This is a genomic window from Algoriella sp., assembly GCF_036647415.1.
Classification (GTDB): Bacteria; Bacteroidota; Bacteroidia; order Flavobacteriales; family Weeksellaceae; genus Empedobacter.
Genome location: NZ_JAVXKG010000022.1, coordinates 30989 through 45705 on the forward strand (window position 1 = coordinate 30989; position 14717 = coordinate 45705).

Consider the following 14717-nt stretch of genomic DNA (forward strand, 5'->3'; position numbering starts at 1 on the left):
GATTATTTGATAAATTTTAAACAATAGATTTAGCCGTTTTAAATTTCAGAAAATAAGATAAACTTACACCAATTAAAACCATTATCATACTGAATGGGAAAATGTAATTCATTCCCAAATAATCTGCAACACCACCCACCAAAGGTCCTGTAACGCCTAATGAAATATCAATAAAAAGTCCGTAGCCCGCTAAAGCAGAACCTTGATTAGATGAAGGAACTGTTTTCATCGCAACAACGCCCATTGCGGGAAAAACTAATGAAAAACCAAGTCCTGTAATTCCTGCGCCAATCAGCGTAATCGTCGGATCTTGCGATAACCAAATAACCAGCAAACCAATGGCTTCTACAAATAAACTAACTATTGCAACTTTAATTCCTCCATATTTTGGAATCGCATTACTGAAAATTAATCGTGCAAGGATAAATAATACACCGAAAACAGTTAGCGATAATGCGCCATTTTCCCAATTATGGTATTCATAATAAAGAGTCATAAATGTAGAAATTGTAGCAAATCCTAATCCACCAAGTGCTAAACACAAGCCATAAGGAGCTACTTTTCCTAAAATATTCCAAAATGACTGTTGATCTTTTGTCTGTTTTCCTTGTATATTTTCTTTTGATTTTGAGAAGAATAAACCGATTAATCCTAATAAAATAATTAATCCACCTAAAACATAAAAGTTAGAATATTTAACAATTACAACACCCAAAGGCGCTCCAAAAGCGAGACCACCATAACTTGCAACACCGTTATAAGAAATACAAGTTGCTGTATACTTTTCGCCAACTTTTAGTATTGCCCAATTTATAGGACTTGCGCCTACCATACCTTCCGCAGAACCTGTAAGTAGACGCGTTACAATTAGAAAGCCTAAACAAATAAATGGCGAAAACTTGAAATAATAAGCCAAAATAAGTACAAAACCTGTTATTGTAAAACCAGTCATACTCATTACCACAGCTTGTTTAGGACCTTTTGTATCAACTATTTTACCAGAATAACCACGTAACATAAACGTTGTTAAATATTGTAAACTAATTACTAATCCGGCTACTGTTGCGCTAAAACCTAAATCTTGGTGAATAAAAATTGGAAGAACCGCAAGCGATAATCCAATAATAAAATATCCAATAAATGTTAAGGAAACGTATGATATAATTGTAAGTGAAACTTTTTTAGAATCATCAGAAGATGCATTCATGTAAATTGATTTTTATGAAATGCAAAATTACAAATCTCACTATTTAAAGTAAAATAATATTAAATGATTTTCTTACGAAATCTGTAAGCAGATATTGCTAATACAAAACATAAACTCACTGTAAATATATTGACTGGATCTATCGATTTATTCGATTTTAATGTATTCTCTTTCACTTTATAAGACGTCGCACTTACATTATTTGTACCTAAAACGGTCAAAAAAGATGCGAGAATTAAAGTTTTAATAAAATTTTTCATGGTAGAGATTTTATTGATTGTTTCTCATTCATTTCAAATACAATACCCAAATTTTAAATACAAGAAAGTTTAACATAAAAATAGACTAAATTATAAAAACAGTAATGTTATTTTAATTTAATCTAAATAATAATTGGATAAATAAATCTTTTTACTAATCTTTGTCTTTTAATTTAGACTTAATACAAATAACATGAGAAAACTATTTATTTCTACAGCTATCTTAGCATTATTAGCAAGTTGTAACAAAGAATCCAAAACAGATAACACAACCGAAACTAAAACGGAAGCAACTGTTTCTAATGAAAAAATTGTTTCACTAAATGGTGCTATTACAGAGATTTTAGCAGATTTGGGAGAAGAAAATAATCTTGTCGGTGTAGATGTTACAAGCACATTCCCTGCTTCTGTAAAAGAAAAAGCAAAAGATTTAGGACATGTAAGAAGTTTATCTATTGAAGCTTTATTAGCACTAAAACCGACTAAAGTTTATGCAACAGATAAGGATTTAACGCCAGAACAAATTGCACAATTAAAAAATGCAGGAATTACTGTAGAAATCATTAAGCAAGATTATTCTGTAGATGGAACTAAAGCTTTGATAAAAACAATTGCAACTTCTCTTAACAAAACAGATTATGACGCAATAAATACAAAAATTGATACAGATCTTAAAGCTTTAAAACCATTAGCTACAAAACCAAAGGTATTATTTATCTATGCACGTGGAGCTGGAAACCTTATGGTTGCTGGAAAAAATACGCCAGTAGAAAAAATAATCACAATTGCAGGTGGAGAAAATGTGATTACAGAATTTGAAGATTATAAACCATTAACGCCAGAAGCAGTTGTAAAAGGAAATCCTGATTATATCTTGATGTTTGACTCAGGTTTACAAAGTATTGGTGGTGTAGACGGCGTTCTAAAATTAGAAGGTGTTTCTACTACAAATGCAGGTAAAAACAAAAAAATTATTGCAATGGACGGCGGATTACTTTCTGGTTTCGGACCAAGAGTTGGACAAGCTGCAGTAGAATTAAATCAATTATTACAAAAATAAATACAATGTATCCGCAAATCAGAATACATCTTTCCTTATTAAGTATTACCATTTTAGCCTTTGCTTTAGTTGCATTATTTCTGGGTGTTTATCAATTTAATGATTCAATTTTATCTATTATCAATAATGTATTTACAAATAGAAATGCGATAAATGATAGTGATTTTTATGTTTTATTTGAATTAAGAATTCCTCGCATTTTAATGTCAATTTTAGTTGGCGCAGGTTTAGCAGTAGCAGGAACTTGCTTACAAGGAATTTTCAAAAATCCATTGGCTTCTCCAGATTTAATCGGAATAACTTCTGGAAGTATCTTATTTGCTGCAGTTACAATTGTATTAGGAGGATATATCAAAAATTTTGTTCCAGAAATTATTCATTACTCATTACTAAGTTTGATGGCTTTTGTGGGCGCCATGTGCTCTACCCTATTCGTATATAGAATTTCTTCTCATCAAAGCAAAACTAATATTACGATTTTATTACTTTCCGGTGTTGCAATTTCTGCTTTATGCGGTTCTGCAACAGGATTACTAACCTACTTATCTACGGAAGAAGAGCTACGAAACTTGACATTTTGGACACTTGGTAGCATTGCAAGCGCAAACTGGAACAAAATTTTTATTTTAAGCATTATTGTTATCGTTAGTTTTTATTTTTTACTTGGAAAAGGAAAAATTCTTAATGCGATGATGTTGGGCGAAAAAGATGCAGAACATTTGGGAATTAATGTAGAAAAAACAAAAAAACAAATCATTGTTTTCTCAGCTTTATTAGTCGGAACAATAGTTTCTTTTACAGGAACAATAGGATTTGTAGGACTTATAGTTCCGTATATTTTACGACTTATTTTCAAATCCAATTACGTTATTATTTTACCATTATCTGCATTTTTAGGCGCAATATTGGTTATTGTAGCCGACACAATAAGCCGTACACTGGTTGCTCCGTCAGAAATACCAATTGGTATTTTAACATCATTAATGGGTGCTCCAGTTTTTATTTCAATTTTAATGAATTATAAAAAATCATTGTAATGCTGGTTGTAGACAACGTAAATTATCAATACAAATCATTCAAGATTTTAGAGGATATTTCTTTTGATTCTGATGCGGGAAGAATGATTGCAATTGTAGGTCCAAATGGTGCTGGCAAATCATCATTACTAAGCTATATTGCCAATGAAATTGACCCGAAAAAGAATACAATTCAATTAAAAAACATTTCTTTAAAAGATTGGAAAAAAGAAGATTTACCTCAGCATAAAGCAAAGTTTTCTCAACATCAGCCTGCTGATATTCCACTCACTGTAGAAGAAGTTATCTTGATGGGACGTTATCCTTATTTTAGCAATTCTCCTCAAAAAAACGATGTAGATTCGGTAGAAAATTGGATGAAGAAAACAGATATTTTTCATCTCAAAACAAGAGATTATCTTCATCTTTCTGGTGGAGAAAAACAGCGTGTACATTTGGCGCGAGTTTTTGCGCAATTAGAAAATGAAATCAATCAAAAACTAATTCTTTTAGATGAACCTCTGAATAATTTGGACATTTCTCATCAATTCAATTTACTGGAAATTCTGAAAGAATTCAAACAAAAAGGAAATCTTGTCATTCTTGTAATGCACGACCTTAATTTGGCTTCGCAATTTGCAGATGAAATTATTTTGATGGATAAAGGAAAAATCGTGATGCAAGATCGTCCAGAAAATGTTTTTCGTCCAGAAATTATTTCAAAAATTTATCAATTTCCTTGTACAATTTGTCAAAATCCAATCGACCAAAAACCGCTTATTTTATTCGGAAAAAAACAAAATAACATGAATACAACAACAGAACTAAAAAAACAATGGAATGATTTGAAAACAAATCAACCAAAAATAAGAATTCGTAACGCTGCAAAAGAATTAGGCGTTAGCGAAATGGAATTATTAGCAACCAGTTTAGGCGAAAATGTAACCAAATTGAAACCCGAATTTGCTGCAATTTTACAAGAAATAGAATCTTTGGGAAAAGTAATGGCTTTGACGCGCAACAACGAATGTGTACACGAGCGCAAGGGAATTTATCTAAATCCTGATTTTTCTTCGCCACATGCCCAATTATTTGTTGGTGAAGATATTGATTTGCGTATTTTCTTGACTCATTGGAAATCTGCATTCGCTGTAACAGAAACTTCTGAACATGGAGAACGCAAAAGTTTACAATTTTTCGGAAAAGACGGAGAAGCAGTTCATAAAATTTATTTGGTTCCGCAAAGTAATACAGAAGCTTTTGATAGTTTGGTTGATAAATACAAAGATGCTGACCAAACAACTGTTGAAGTCACTGAAAATACAACGACTAATACAACCGAAAAACCAGATACAGAGATAGATGTAGAAGGTTTTCAACAAGCTTGGATAGAACTAAAAGATACACACAATTTCTTTATGATGTTACGCAAATTTGGAGTTACTCGTACGCAAGCTTTGCGTTTGGCTCCGACAGATTATCATGCAAAAAAAGTAACAAAAGAAGCTGTTGTTCAATTATTAGAAAAAGCGTCGCAAACCGAAACGCCAATCATGGTTTTTACGGGAAATAAAGGAATTATACAAATACATACCGGGAATGTAAAACGTACTATGTGGCACGAAAACTGGTTCAATATTTTAGATCCAGATTTTAATTTACATCTAGATATGGATAAAATCACTGAAACTTGGATTGTGAGAAAACCTACCGAAGATGGTATTGTAACGGCTGTTGAAGTTTACAATGACAAAGGTGAAATTATCGTACAATTCTTTGGAAAAAGAAAACCTGGTATTCCAGAATTGGATGCTTGGCGCGATATTGTTGCTGAATTAAATTAAAAATATAACTCCCAACTAAGATGATTAGTTGGGAGTTATTTTTATTCTACGTTTACGTATTATTTATATTTTTTATCTATTTTTAAATAAATTATTAATCAACTAATTTGAATTTTTTATGAAATATTTAATTTTTACCTTCTTTTTCTTTTTCACAATTACTAATGCTCAAAACTCTCAATTAAAAACAATTTCTATTGAAAGTAAAGCTCTTAATGAGAAACGTAACTTGACTATTTATTTTCCAAAAAACTTTTCTACGAATAAAAAATATAATGTAATTTATATGGCTGATGGGCAATTATTGACAGATGATTATAAAGAAAAAATTGATAGTTTAATTAATATTAAGAAGATTTCTGAAATAGTTATTATTGGTGTTAATTCTAATGAAACAGATATTCCAAATTCTTATTTACAGCTACGAAATTATGAATATGTAGAAAAAAATGATGCAAAAGATGGTACAGAATTAGCTGCAAGATTTAAAAATCATCTTACTTTTTTTATGAATGAAGTTAATGAATATGCAACTAAAGAATTAAAGTTAAAAAGCAAAAAAAAATATTTTTATGGAGCTTCTAATGGAGCGGGTTTTGGTGTAAATTTATTAAATAAATACCCTAATTATTTCACTGGTTTTATTCTGTATTCTGTTGCAGGAGAAAATAAGGATAATTTTAATGAAAGTGTTATAAAATCTCCAAAAATCATTATTCGATACGGAAAAGAAGAAGTTGAACCTCTAATATTAAATAATATTGAATTAATTGATTTACTTAAAACTAAAAAGTACAATGTAATATCTTCAAGCTACGATGGTAGACACAAAAGAAAAGATTGGTTAAATAATTTTACAAAGGACATTCAGACGATTAACTAGCTTATATTCAGAATGTAATGCAATTTGTTTTTGAATATAAATTACTCAACTTTCAATATTTTAAAGAGTTTTCCGTTCATTTCGAACGAATCATTTTTACCCTTACCCATTAATATTTTAGCCAAAGGTGTTTGAGAAGAAAGTACAAATATTTTTTTCATTTCATCTTCTATCTCTCCAAAACTACACGCAATACAAAAATTACCCATTGTGGTTTCTGTATAACTGCCTAAACCTATGATTGGATTATCAATAATTTTAATCTTTGAGAAAATATCTTGTTGAATTAAAACATCATTCAATTGATTTTGAATTCGAGTAATTTCTTGTTGCATCATTTCGCGCGAAGTTTCGTATTTATCGCCCATACTACTTTTAGTATCATTGTTTGACGCTCGTAAATCCTCTATCAAATGATTGAAATACGTTATTTTTTCTTCTATTTTATGTTTTATAACCTCGTAAAGTTCTGCTTTCATCTCTTAAAATTAAATTCTTTGTGGTTTATTTTTAAATCTCAACATATAAATTGTTCCAATAAAACAAATAATTGCCGAAACATAAATAATCATCGGAACGCGATCCAAATAATCCTGAAAATACCAACCCGCACACAATGCACCAAGTCCAATTCCCGCTTCCATCGCAATATACATCGTCGCCATTGCTTTTCCACGTTCATCAGGTTTACTAAAATCAATTGTCCAAGCATTAAGTGCTGGTGAAAGAATTCCTCCAGAAATTCCGTACATCAAACCTCCTAAAATTAAACCTAATTTTGACTGTATACTTCCTAATAAAATTAATGCAACAATCAACAAAGCTAATCCTATTTTTATGACCAAAACTCGTCCTTTTTGGTCTGATATTTTCCCTGCAAAGAAACGAACCAACATCGATGATACGGTAAAAACAATAAAAAATACACCTTTATTTTCGAAACCTAAATACGAAGTCCAATCAGGTATTAAAGTCAAAATAGCACCATACGCAACATAAGATAAAAATGTGATAAGAGCTGCTGGTAAAGCTTCTTTCGCAAAAACATCATTCTTCGAAATCTTTAATAATCCGACTGTGAATTTCTGTTTATTTTGCAATGTTTCTTTCATGTTAAACAAAATCAAAATTGACATTAATGCAAAAAATGATGATGTAAAAAACATGATATTAATCGAAGAATATAAGGTAATTGTACTTCCTAATGCTGGTCCTATTGCCATTCCGATACTGAAACAAATTCCGTGCAATCCCAATGCTTCTCCCCAACGTTCGCGAGGTATAATGTCTGCAATATATGCTGCGGTAGCAGTTGGTTTAAACCCTGTCGAAAAGCCGTGAATCAAACGTAAAAATAAAAATCCTGAAACAGATGTTAATACGGGATACAAAATTCCACACACAAAACACACTATAGATCCAATTGCCATAATAGGTACACGTCCCACTTTATCAGTCAATTTTCCACTAAAAGGTCTCGAAATTCCTGCTGTTAATGTAAATAAAGCAATTATGAAACCTTTGTATTCTGCTCCACCCATACTGCTTAAATAAGCAGGTAATTCGGGAATCATCATATTAAAACTTGCCGCAAATAACAATGTGCTCATACACATTAATATAAAATTGATATTATAAACGGGATGTGAATTTAGTTTTTTCTTGAAGGCAGAAAACATAATAGATTTTTTGCAAAGGTAATTTATCTCAACCGAAAATTATTAGTTTATCGCAGAAGTCTTACCTATAATAAAAGATTGTTTTATATCGTAGATGGTCATTATTCATTTTGAATACCTTATCAATAAAACCGTCAATTCGAGTGAAATTCTTTTAGAATTTTGTATCGAGAATAAGGTTTTAGAAGATTAAATTCTATTCTCGATACAATTTTTATTCATTCTTGTACTGAGTTTATCGAAGTGTCATTTTTAAAAATCACTCGAACTGACGAATTTAAGTTCAAAATGATAAGAGGTTAAACAACATTTATTTTATCTACTATTAAATCAACAATAATATTATCATCTTCATTAATAAATTCAGCATTTATTTTTAAACCCAATTCTTTTTTTTCATAGTGATGTGATGAATTTTTAGATAAAGATCCTTTAATAAGATACACTTGTTGAAAACAAATAAATTCATTATTATCATCTCTTATACACCAAACCCAGTTGGTTCGGTTTTTAAATTTTTCTTTAAATCAGTTCCAACACTTTTTAGAAATCTAAAAATTTCCAAATCTATTTTCAATACTACATCAACAAAAAAATGGCAATCACCACAAGGGCAATCATTTTTAATATTTATCTCATTTAGATATGCATCAGAAGTTTTTCCTTTATCGTATTCAACAATAATATCATTTAGTCTAATAGATTCAATCATAAATAAAATTTTTAAAATAAAAAATAATGTAACCTAGCATATTACCCCTCCAATATACACAAAATAAAATACCAACAACACTCCACAAAAAAAGCGCTTAGGTAAGAGCTTTTTGATGATTACTATATAATTTTTTTCTATTTAAAAATTATGTGATTTTTTGATAATACAATACTATCTTTTGGTTTTTAATTCAGCATTTAGTGATTTATCAAGATTTTTAATTTCAGTCAGTACTTGTTCATATCGAAAAATCTTAAACATTTTGGTTAGTTCCAATCTCCATAAATAACTTAAAAGTTCCTTTTTCTCTACTTCAGATAAATTAGCTTTCTGAAGGTTTTTCAAATTTCCTTTTTCATCAAAGCTCATATACGGCGTAAGAATTTTATTTACCAATGCAAAATATGTCTCAAAATCCTGCATTTCTTCATTATGATTTTCTAACTGTTCAATTATGTTATAATGATAATCATACAATTTAATTATTTGAAATCTCAATGAATCATTTGAAATTGTTTTTAAACTAGTTTCTTTAAGTGATTCATAGCCGGTTTTGTTAATTATTGGCGAATAATTTCTAAAAACTAAATAGTAATATACCGGAATTGAATCATTATTTATTTCTTCATTATTCACCCATTTTCTCAATTCTCGAACACCAGCTTTACTGATTTTGTGCATTTTTAAATTAGATTCAAAATCTTTATAATCCAAATTTATTCCATTTTTAATTTCACTTAAAATTTTGGTTTCAGATATTTTTTCTCCTCGATTAGAACTCCATTCTGTCAAAGCAAAAGCAAGGATTACACTAATAAAAATTAGAGCAAATTCTGTTGAATATTTTTTAAGAATATTTAGAAATTTTTCTTTAAACATCTTTTTCGAAGAATAAATAAATATAAATTGCTAAACCAAAATTAGTTGAATTTGTTGAAACTAACTTAAATCCATTTTTTGCATATTCATTTAATTTTTCTTGTATATCTTCTTTGGATTGCTTGGCAATATGTTCAGAGTCAAGAGTTAATTTTGTGTAATAAATTAAGGTTTCTACTTTATATTCCTTCATAATTTTGTTTTAAAGTTGTTTTATTTAAAATAATAGACAATATTATTATTTAGTAAAATTAAATATACAAAAGTTTTATAAATAAATACTTATATCATTATTTCATTCAACAACACCCCAATATACACAAAATAAAACACTCAGAATACTCCACAAAAAAAGCTCTTAGGTAAGAGCTTTTTGGTTAAAGAACTGTATTGGATAATAATATTTATTACCCACCTTAAAAAAAGGAATTTTATTCATTTTCCTCATGCGATACAATGTTCTGTCACTCACGTTAAGCAAACATTTTAGGTCTGCATTATCATAGAATTTCTGATTATCTCCCATTAGTAGAAGAGTTTTTTGTAATTCCAATAGCAGGAGCATTATTTCTTGATATGTCTCCCCATCTTTGTTCAAAAATAACTCATTGTCCATTAGTTAGGTAATTACTAGACTAACCAATTTACAATATAAATACATAATAACCAAATGTTTAGCAAACAAATCTCAATTCCCACTCGTATTCCTCAACAACATCATTGTCTCTTGTTCTTTTAGCAAACAATGTGTACTATCATCTCAGCTAACCAACATACTATTCGTTGTGTACAACCATTATAGCCTACAATACTGCAATTAGACTACCGTATGCTCACCAAGATAAATGCTGGTACTTGCCATTGCCTTTGTTTGGCTATTAAGAAATGCCCAAAAGTTAACTTTTTTGCCATTGTAATACGTTGGTAATACGATATCTGCTGTTAAAACATCGCGCGACACCATATTTTGAAATACTTCAAACGAATTCAACTCCTCACAATAACACACAAGATTCGTCATATCCGTAGATTTCGCATTTCCTTGTCCAGAATTGTTTTCCCAATTCATCTGAAAACCATTTCCACCAACCGTGTCTATTGTAGGTAGTAAAAACCCAACCAAATCACCTTTTGACACCAACACACGTTGCATCACAATAACAGGTAAATCATCTACCATATCTACTGCATTGCCCAATGTATAGGATGTTGCCACGTTATAGCGTGATAGCAAACCAGCTTTACTCCCAAAATACGCATTGAGAACAGGACGTATTGGTTGCAAAAAATCGATTACTTTCTTGAATTTTATTTGCTGCATCAATTGCAAATCAGAAGGCACTCTTTTGGTTGCCTTTGGTAAACTGCGAATAATATCTTTGCCACGCCAATTTACGCCTACTACAGTTCCTACCTTTCCGGAGAATCCGCCTAAAATTCCTTTTTTAATTTCTGCCATAATTTTATGTTTTTATAGTTGTTATTTATAAAATTAGCAACAGAAATAACATCTTTTACAAAAACGCCGTTTTGTGTCCGAATTTGTCCAGTTCTGTCCACATTTGTCCACTTTTGTCCATCACTATTTTATACAACAGTAGTTTTATAGCAAAATAATAACCTCGCTATACCTTTATTCATCATACATTGAGAGAAAATACATTTTTAGTCATTTTTTAGCTTCTTCGACCATCGTTCGACCATTGTTCGAGAAATCTTCGGAAAAACGGCATTCTCGTCGAAGAACAGTCGAAGAAAACACCTAGATAAATAGAAGAAAATTTGTGAGATTATAGTTTTGCAACAAGGGGTTTGGTGTTGGAATTTTAGTATATTTGTTCTTAACTTTATGAAATGCAGATATAGGTGTTTTTTCACGAAATTCTAATAACTTTGGTTTCGTTAAAAAATAATGTTAACTGTAATTATTAAATAACCTTCGAAATAAATGTTAGACCTTAAAGAACTATTAGAAAGATTAAAACTTGAATCAAGCGAAAAATATGAAAGTGAAACTTTAGAATTTAAAAATTTCAAAGATTCTAACTCACTTAACAATTCAAAAGAGCTTTGTGATGAAATTTCCGCTTTAGCCAATACCAAAGGAGGAACTATTATAATAGGAATTAAGGATTTTAATGATATCAAACATAACAATTTTTACGAACAATTAAATGGTTTTGAAGTAATTGATTTAGATGTTACAAAAGAAAGAATTAAAGGGAAACTAAAACCAAAAATAGATTTAAAATTATTTAATTTCAGTTATGAAAGTAAAAATTATTTGATTATAGAAGTTCCCAGAATTAACTACTCTTTAGTAACTACTTCAAGTGGAAAAGTATACATTAGAGAAGGTAAATCAAGCGTCCCTGCTGAACCAAATCAGATTCAAGAACTTGTAAATAATTTACAAACTTATGATTGGAGTAGTAAAGATATAAACTTTGAAAATATTGAAAATTTACTAGACAAAATAGCTTTGCATGAAGCCAAAATTGATTTTGCAAATAGAAGGAATATAAATGTTGATAACTTAACAGATTTAGCATTTTTAGAGAGTATAAATGCAACAAAAAATGGCATTTTAAATAATGCTGGTTTGTTATTCTTAGGTACAAAAAATGCAATTGAAAAATATTTAGGTAATTACGAGTATAGATTTTCTTGGAGGACAAACTCAGGGATATTAAAAACTAATGAAGTTTGGAACGATTGTATTTGGAACTCAAAAAAAAACTGTTAAGAATCATTTTAATAACTGTAATTCAGTTCAAAAACTTGAATATAATGAGCAACAATATGAACTGAATTTATTAGACGAGCAAGCATTTCATGAAGCATTTTTAAATTCAGTTGTACATAGAGATTACTCAATTGATGGAATGATATCTATTAATTTTAAAGATGACGAATTAATAATTTCGAACCCTGGAACTTTCTATGGAGGAGTAAATGAAGATAATATTTCCTATCATGAGCCTAGACACAGAAATAAAATTCTTGCTAAATTATTAATGACATTTCAATTAGTCGATAGAGCAGGAATGGGAGTTTTGAGAATTAGTTTAAATTCTTTGAAATATGGTAGAGATTTTCCTCAGTGGAAAGAAAATCAAAATACTATTGAAGTTAAGATGCCATCTGAATATATCAAAGCACCTATTTTTATTCTAACACAAAAATATCTTACGAATTGTAGTATAATGGATTTATACATTATTAATAAATTGTACGAAAAAGGATTTGTTAGCGTAACTGAATTGGAATTAGACTTGAAAAACATTTTCAAAAATCCATGGAATGAAATACTAAAAACTTTTAAAAATGAAAAAATACTTGAATATATTGAGTTTAAAGGTACTAACGAAGGTCTTTTTATTTGTACAACAGAAATAGGTAAAATATGGTTAGATGTAAATAAAAAGTTTAAAATACCTTCTAATAGCGAAAAACATGTAAAACTTTATCAATATCTAAAAAAGCATAAAGTAGCATCTAATGAAGATATAATGAATCTACTAGAATTCTCAAGACCTAGTGTTACATCTAATTTTTTAGCAAAGTTAAAATATGTAAAAAATGCGGGCAAGTCACGTGCAAGTAGGTGGAGTTTAAAATAACTACCGCTAACAAGGTTTTACAAAATGTCAGATTAAAAAAATATAAAAATAAAAACTCATTGTTTTTATTTTTCATATAAATTATAAATAACACAAAAGCTCCTTCTCAGGAGCTTTTGGTTATGCGACGTTGTTGATGAATTCTTTTTCTAAAATTCCGTCGACTATTTTTTCTACTTGTTCTATATGTTCTTTTACAAGCTCATTATCTTCTATTTGTTGTATCTCATAAAACTTTACATGCTTGTTAAACTCTTGTAGTTTTGTGTAATAACGTTTCAGTTCTGCTTTGTTGAAGACGTTGCCCTCTTTTACATAAATCACATGAATATTAGATTTTATGAATTGTGAAACTTCCAAAATATCACCTCTATTTCGAGCAATATCTATCGAATAAAAAATAGATTTCAGGTATTCATTTTTAGCCGTTGGTTCTTTCACTAACCAATCTTCTGTCTTGGGACTTGCTGCTATCGGAATAATATTTAGCACCTTATTAGGAAACAAACAAGCCATTTCCCACGCTATTCCACCACCTAAATCTGCACCAATTATAGCAAAAATCTCTTGTACTTCCAATTCAAACAACGCCAACCAAAACAACACCGCAACATCTCGGGCGGTAATCTTATCACGTGGAATATAATCGTACTTTATGGTTTCGGAAATGCCATTTCCTGGAATATCAATACAGATAACCGTATACTCATTAAGATCAATTGCTTTGTTTTTTCCCATAACGCCTTCCCAATGATACGTACAATCAGAATTTCCTTTTAAGGAATGATTAATCAAAATAATTGGTGCAGTTCCTAATGGAAGCCCAAATGTTTGAAATGTGACTGAAACTTGTTCTAAAATTGTGTTGTCTTCCAGTGGCCATACCGGAAGTGTTAATTGTTGTAAACTTTGCATTGTTTTAATTTTTTTTGGTTGTTCTACATTACTTTTTGCTAAAAAAATCCCCATCGAAACAAATCGACGGGGAAATAAATAAATTAAAAAATAAAATCTCTTTTAATTATACATGACTTCCCACGTCTGGATATTCCAAACCTGTTTGCGAATCGACATCATGTATAAACACGTAAATTTCATTTTTTAATCTTTTTGTTCTATCAAATATAGAAAACATTTTTCGGAAAAAGCTTAAATAAATCTTAATTTTTTGTAAAATTTTCTTATTTACTGTCATGTTGAGCTTGTCGAAACATCTCCTTTCAGAGTTACATCTAATTCAGAATATAAAAAACATCATCACATAGAGAAATAGAAATAACTAAATTTTAGTTTAGATTTCTCGATACCTCGAAATGACAAAAAACCATTAAAAAATATCATCTTGAATTAATTGTTATATAAAACTTGCCAAAGAATATTAAATTTTTGACTTCATTAACGCTCCATTCTGAATGACAATTACTGTCATGTTGAGCTTGTCGAAACATCTCTTTTCAGAGTTACATCTAATTCAAAAATATAAAAAACATCATCACATAGAGAGATAGAAATAGCTAATCTTAGATTAATCATTACACTAACACTCGATTC

16 protein-coding genes and 1 pseudogene are annotated in these 14717 nt (G+C 29.7%); 7 read left to right on the forward strand and 10 right to left on the reverse strand.

All coding sequences use genetic code 11. The annotated features are described in order from the left end of the window. Positions 1-16 precede the first annotated feature (16 nt). On the reverse strand, positions 17-1207 hold the full coding sequence (locus tag RSC72_RS10215) for an MFS transporter (protein ID WP_332545101.1): 1191 nt from the start codon (positions 1205-1207) through the stop codon (positions 17-19). Between the two features lie 59 nt (positions 1208-1266). Continuing rightward, the gene (locus tag RSC72_RS10220) at positions 1267-1467 is read right to left on the reverse strand and encodes a hypothetical protein (RefSeq protein WP_332545102.1); all 201 of its coding nucleotides are present in this window, start codon (positions 1465-1467) and stop codon (positions 1267-1269) included. A gap of 193 nt (positions 1468-1660) precedes the next feature. Between RSC72_RS10220 and RSC72_RS10225 the strand changes: the two genes are divergently transcribed. The 5 genes and pseudogenes from RSC72_RS10225 to RSC72_RS10245 all read left to right on the forward strand — a co-directional run bounded on the left by RSC72_RS10225 (position 1661) and on the right by RSC72_RS10245 (position 6270). Then, complete coding sequence (locus RSC72_RS10225; RefSeq protein WP_332545103.1) at positions 1661-2527, forward strand: heme/hemin ABC transporter substrate-binding protein; 867 nt, start codon at positions 1661-1663, stop codon at positions 2525-2527. A gap of 5 nt (positions 2528-2532) precedes the next feature. Next, complete coding sequence (locus tag RSC72_RS10230) at positions 2533-3564, forward strand: FecCD family ABC transporter permease (RefSeq protein ID WP_332545105.1); 1032 nt, start codon at positions 2533-2535, stop codon at positions 3562-3564. Continuing rightward, a pseudogene (locus RSC72_RS10235) lies at positions 3564-4268 on the forward strand (heme ABC transporter ATP-binding protein); the annotation flags it as partial. The gene RSC72_RS10230 and the pseudogene RSC72_RS10235, both read left to right, overlap by 1 nt. Positions 4269-4349: 81 nt before the next feature. Further along, positions 4350-5387: a hemin-degrading factor gene (locus RSC72_RS10240; RefSeq protein ID WP_332545127.1), complete on the forward strand. Its 1038-nt coding sequence runs from the start codon at positions 4350-4352 to the stop codon at positions 5385-5387. A gap of 118 nt (positions 5388-5505) precedes the next feature. Further along, complete coding sequence (locus tag RSC72_RS10245; RefSeq protein WP_332545106.1) at positions 5506-6270, forward strand: alpha/beta hydrolase-fold protein; 765 nt, start codon at positions 5506-5508, stop codon at positions 6268-6270. A gap of 41 nt (positions 6271-6311) precedes the next feature. Here the strand turns inward: RSC72_RS10245 and RSC72_RS10250 are convergent, their stop codons facing one another. From RSC72_RS10250 to RSC72_RS10280, 7 genes are all read right to left on the reverse strand, one after another. Next, on the reverse strand, positions 6312-6749 hold the full coding sequence (locus RSC72_RS10250) for a hypothetical protein (RefSeq protein ID WP_332545108.1): 438 nt from the start codon (positions 6747-6749) through the stop codon (positions 6312-6314). 9 nt (positions 6750-6758) lie between these two features. Then, a complete protein-coding gene (locus tag RSC72_RS10255) occupies positions 6759-7949 on the reverse strand; it encodes an MFS transporter (protein WP_442878316.1) in 1191 nt (396 codons plus the stop codon). 481 nt (positions 7950-8430) lie between these two features. After that, positions 8431-8661 (reverse strand): hypothetical protein, encoded by a 231-nt coding sequence (locus RSC72_RS10260; RefSeq protein ID WP_332545112.1) that lies wholly within the window; start codon positions 8659-8661, stop codon positions 8431-8433. 174 nt (positions 8662-8835) lie between these two features. Further along, positions 8836-9543, reverse strand: a complete 708-nt coding sequence (locus RSC72_RS10265) for a hypothetical protein (protein ID WP_332545114.1) — start codon at positions 9541-9543, stop codon at positions 8836-8838. After that, positions 9536-9736: a DUF4177 domain-containing protein gene (locus tag RSC72_RS10270; RefSeq protein ID WP_332545116.1), complete on the reverse strand. Its 201-nt coding sequence runs from the start codon at positions 9734-9736 to the stop codon at positions 9536-9538. The genes RSC72_RS10265 and RSC72_RS10270 overlap by 8 nt, the downstream gene beginning before the upstream one ends. Positions 9737-9901: 165 nt before the next feature. After that, positions 9902-10159, reverse strand: a complete 258-nt coding sequence (locus RSC72_RS10275; RefSeq protein ID WP_332545117.1) for a helix-turn-helix domain-containing protein — start codon at positions 10157-10159, stop codon at positions 9902-9904. A gap of 201 nt (positions 10160-10360) precedes the next feature. Then, positions 10361-11002: a DUF6266 family protein gene (locus RSC72_RS10280; protein WP_332545119.1), complete on the reverse strand. Its 642-nt coding sequence runs from the start codon at positions 11000-11002 to the stop codon at positions 10361-10363. A gap of 489 nt (positions 11003-11491) precedes the next feature. On the opposite strand from RSC72_RS10280, the gene RSC72_RS10285 reads away from it, so the two are divergent. Together RSC72_RS10285 and RSC72_RS10290 are read left to right on the forward strand one after the other, a co-directional pair. Beyond that, positions 11492-12289, forward strand: a complete 798-nt coding sequence (locus tag RSC72_RS10285) for an ATP-binding protein (protein ID WP_332566242.1) — start codon at positions 11492-11494, stop codon at positions 12287-12289. Continuing rightward, positions 12243-13166, forward strand: coding sequence for an ATP-binding protein (locus RSC72_RS10290; protein ID WP_332545123.1), 924 nt, complete (start codon positions 12243-12245; stop codon positions 13164-13166). The genes RSC72_RS10285 and RSC72_RS10290 overlap by 47 nt, the downstream gene beginning before the upstream one ends. 120 nt (positions 13167-13286) lie before the next feature. Here the strand turns inward: RSC72_RS10290 and RSC72_RS10295 are convergent, their stop codons facing one another. Further along, positions 13287-14081, reverse strand: coding sequence for an alpha/beta fold hydrolase (locus RSC72_RS10295; protein WP_332566241.1), 795 nt, complete (start codon positions 14079-14081; stop codon positions 13287-13289). Between the last annotated feature and the right edge of the window lie 636 nt (positions 14082-14717).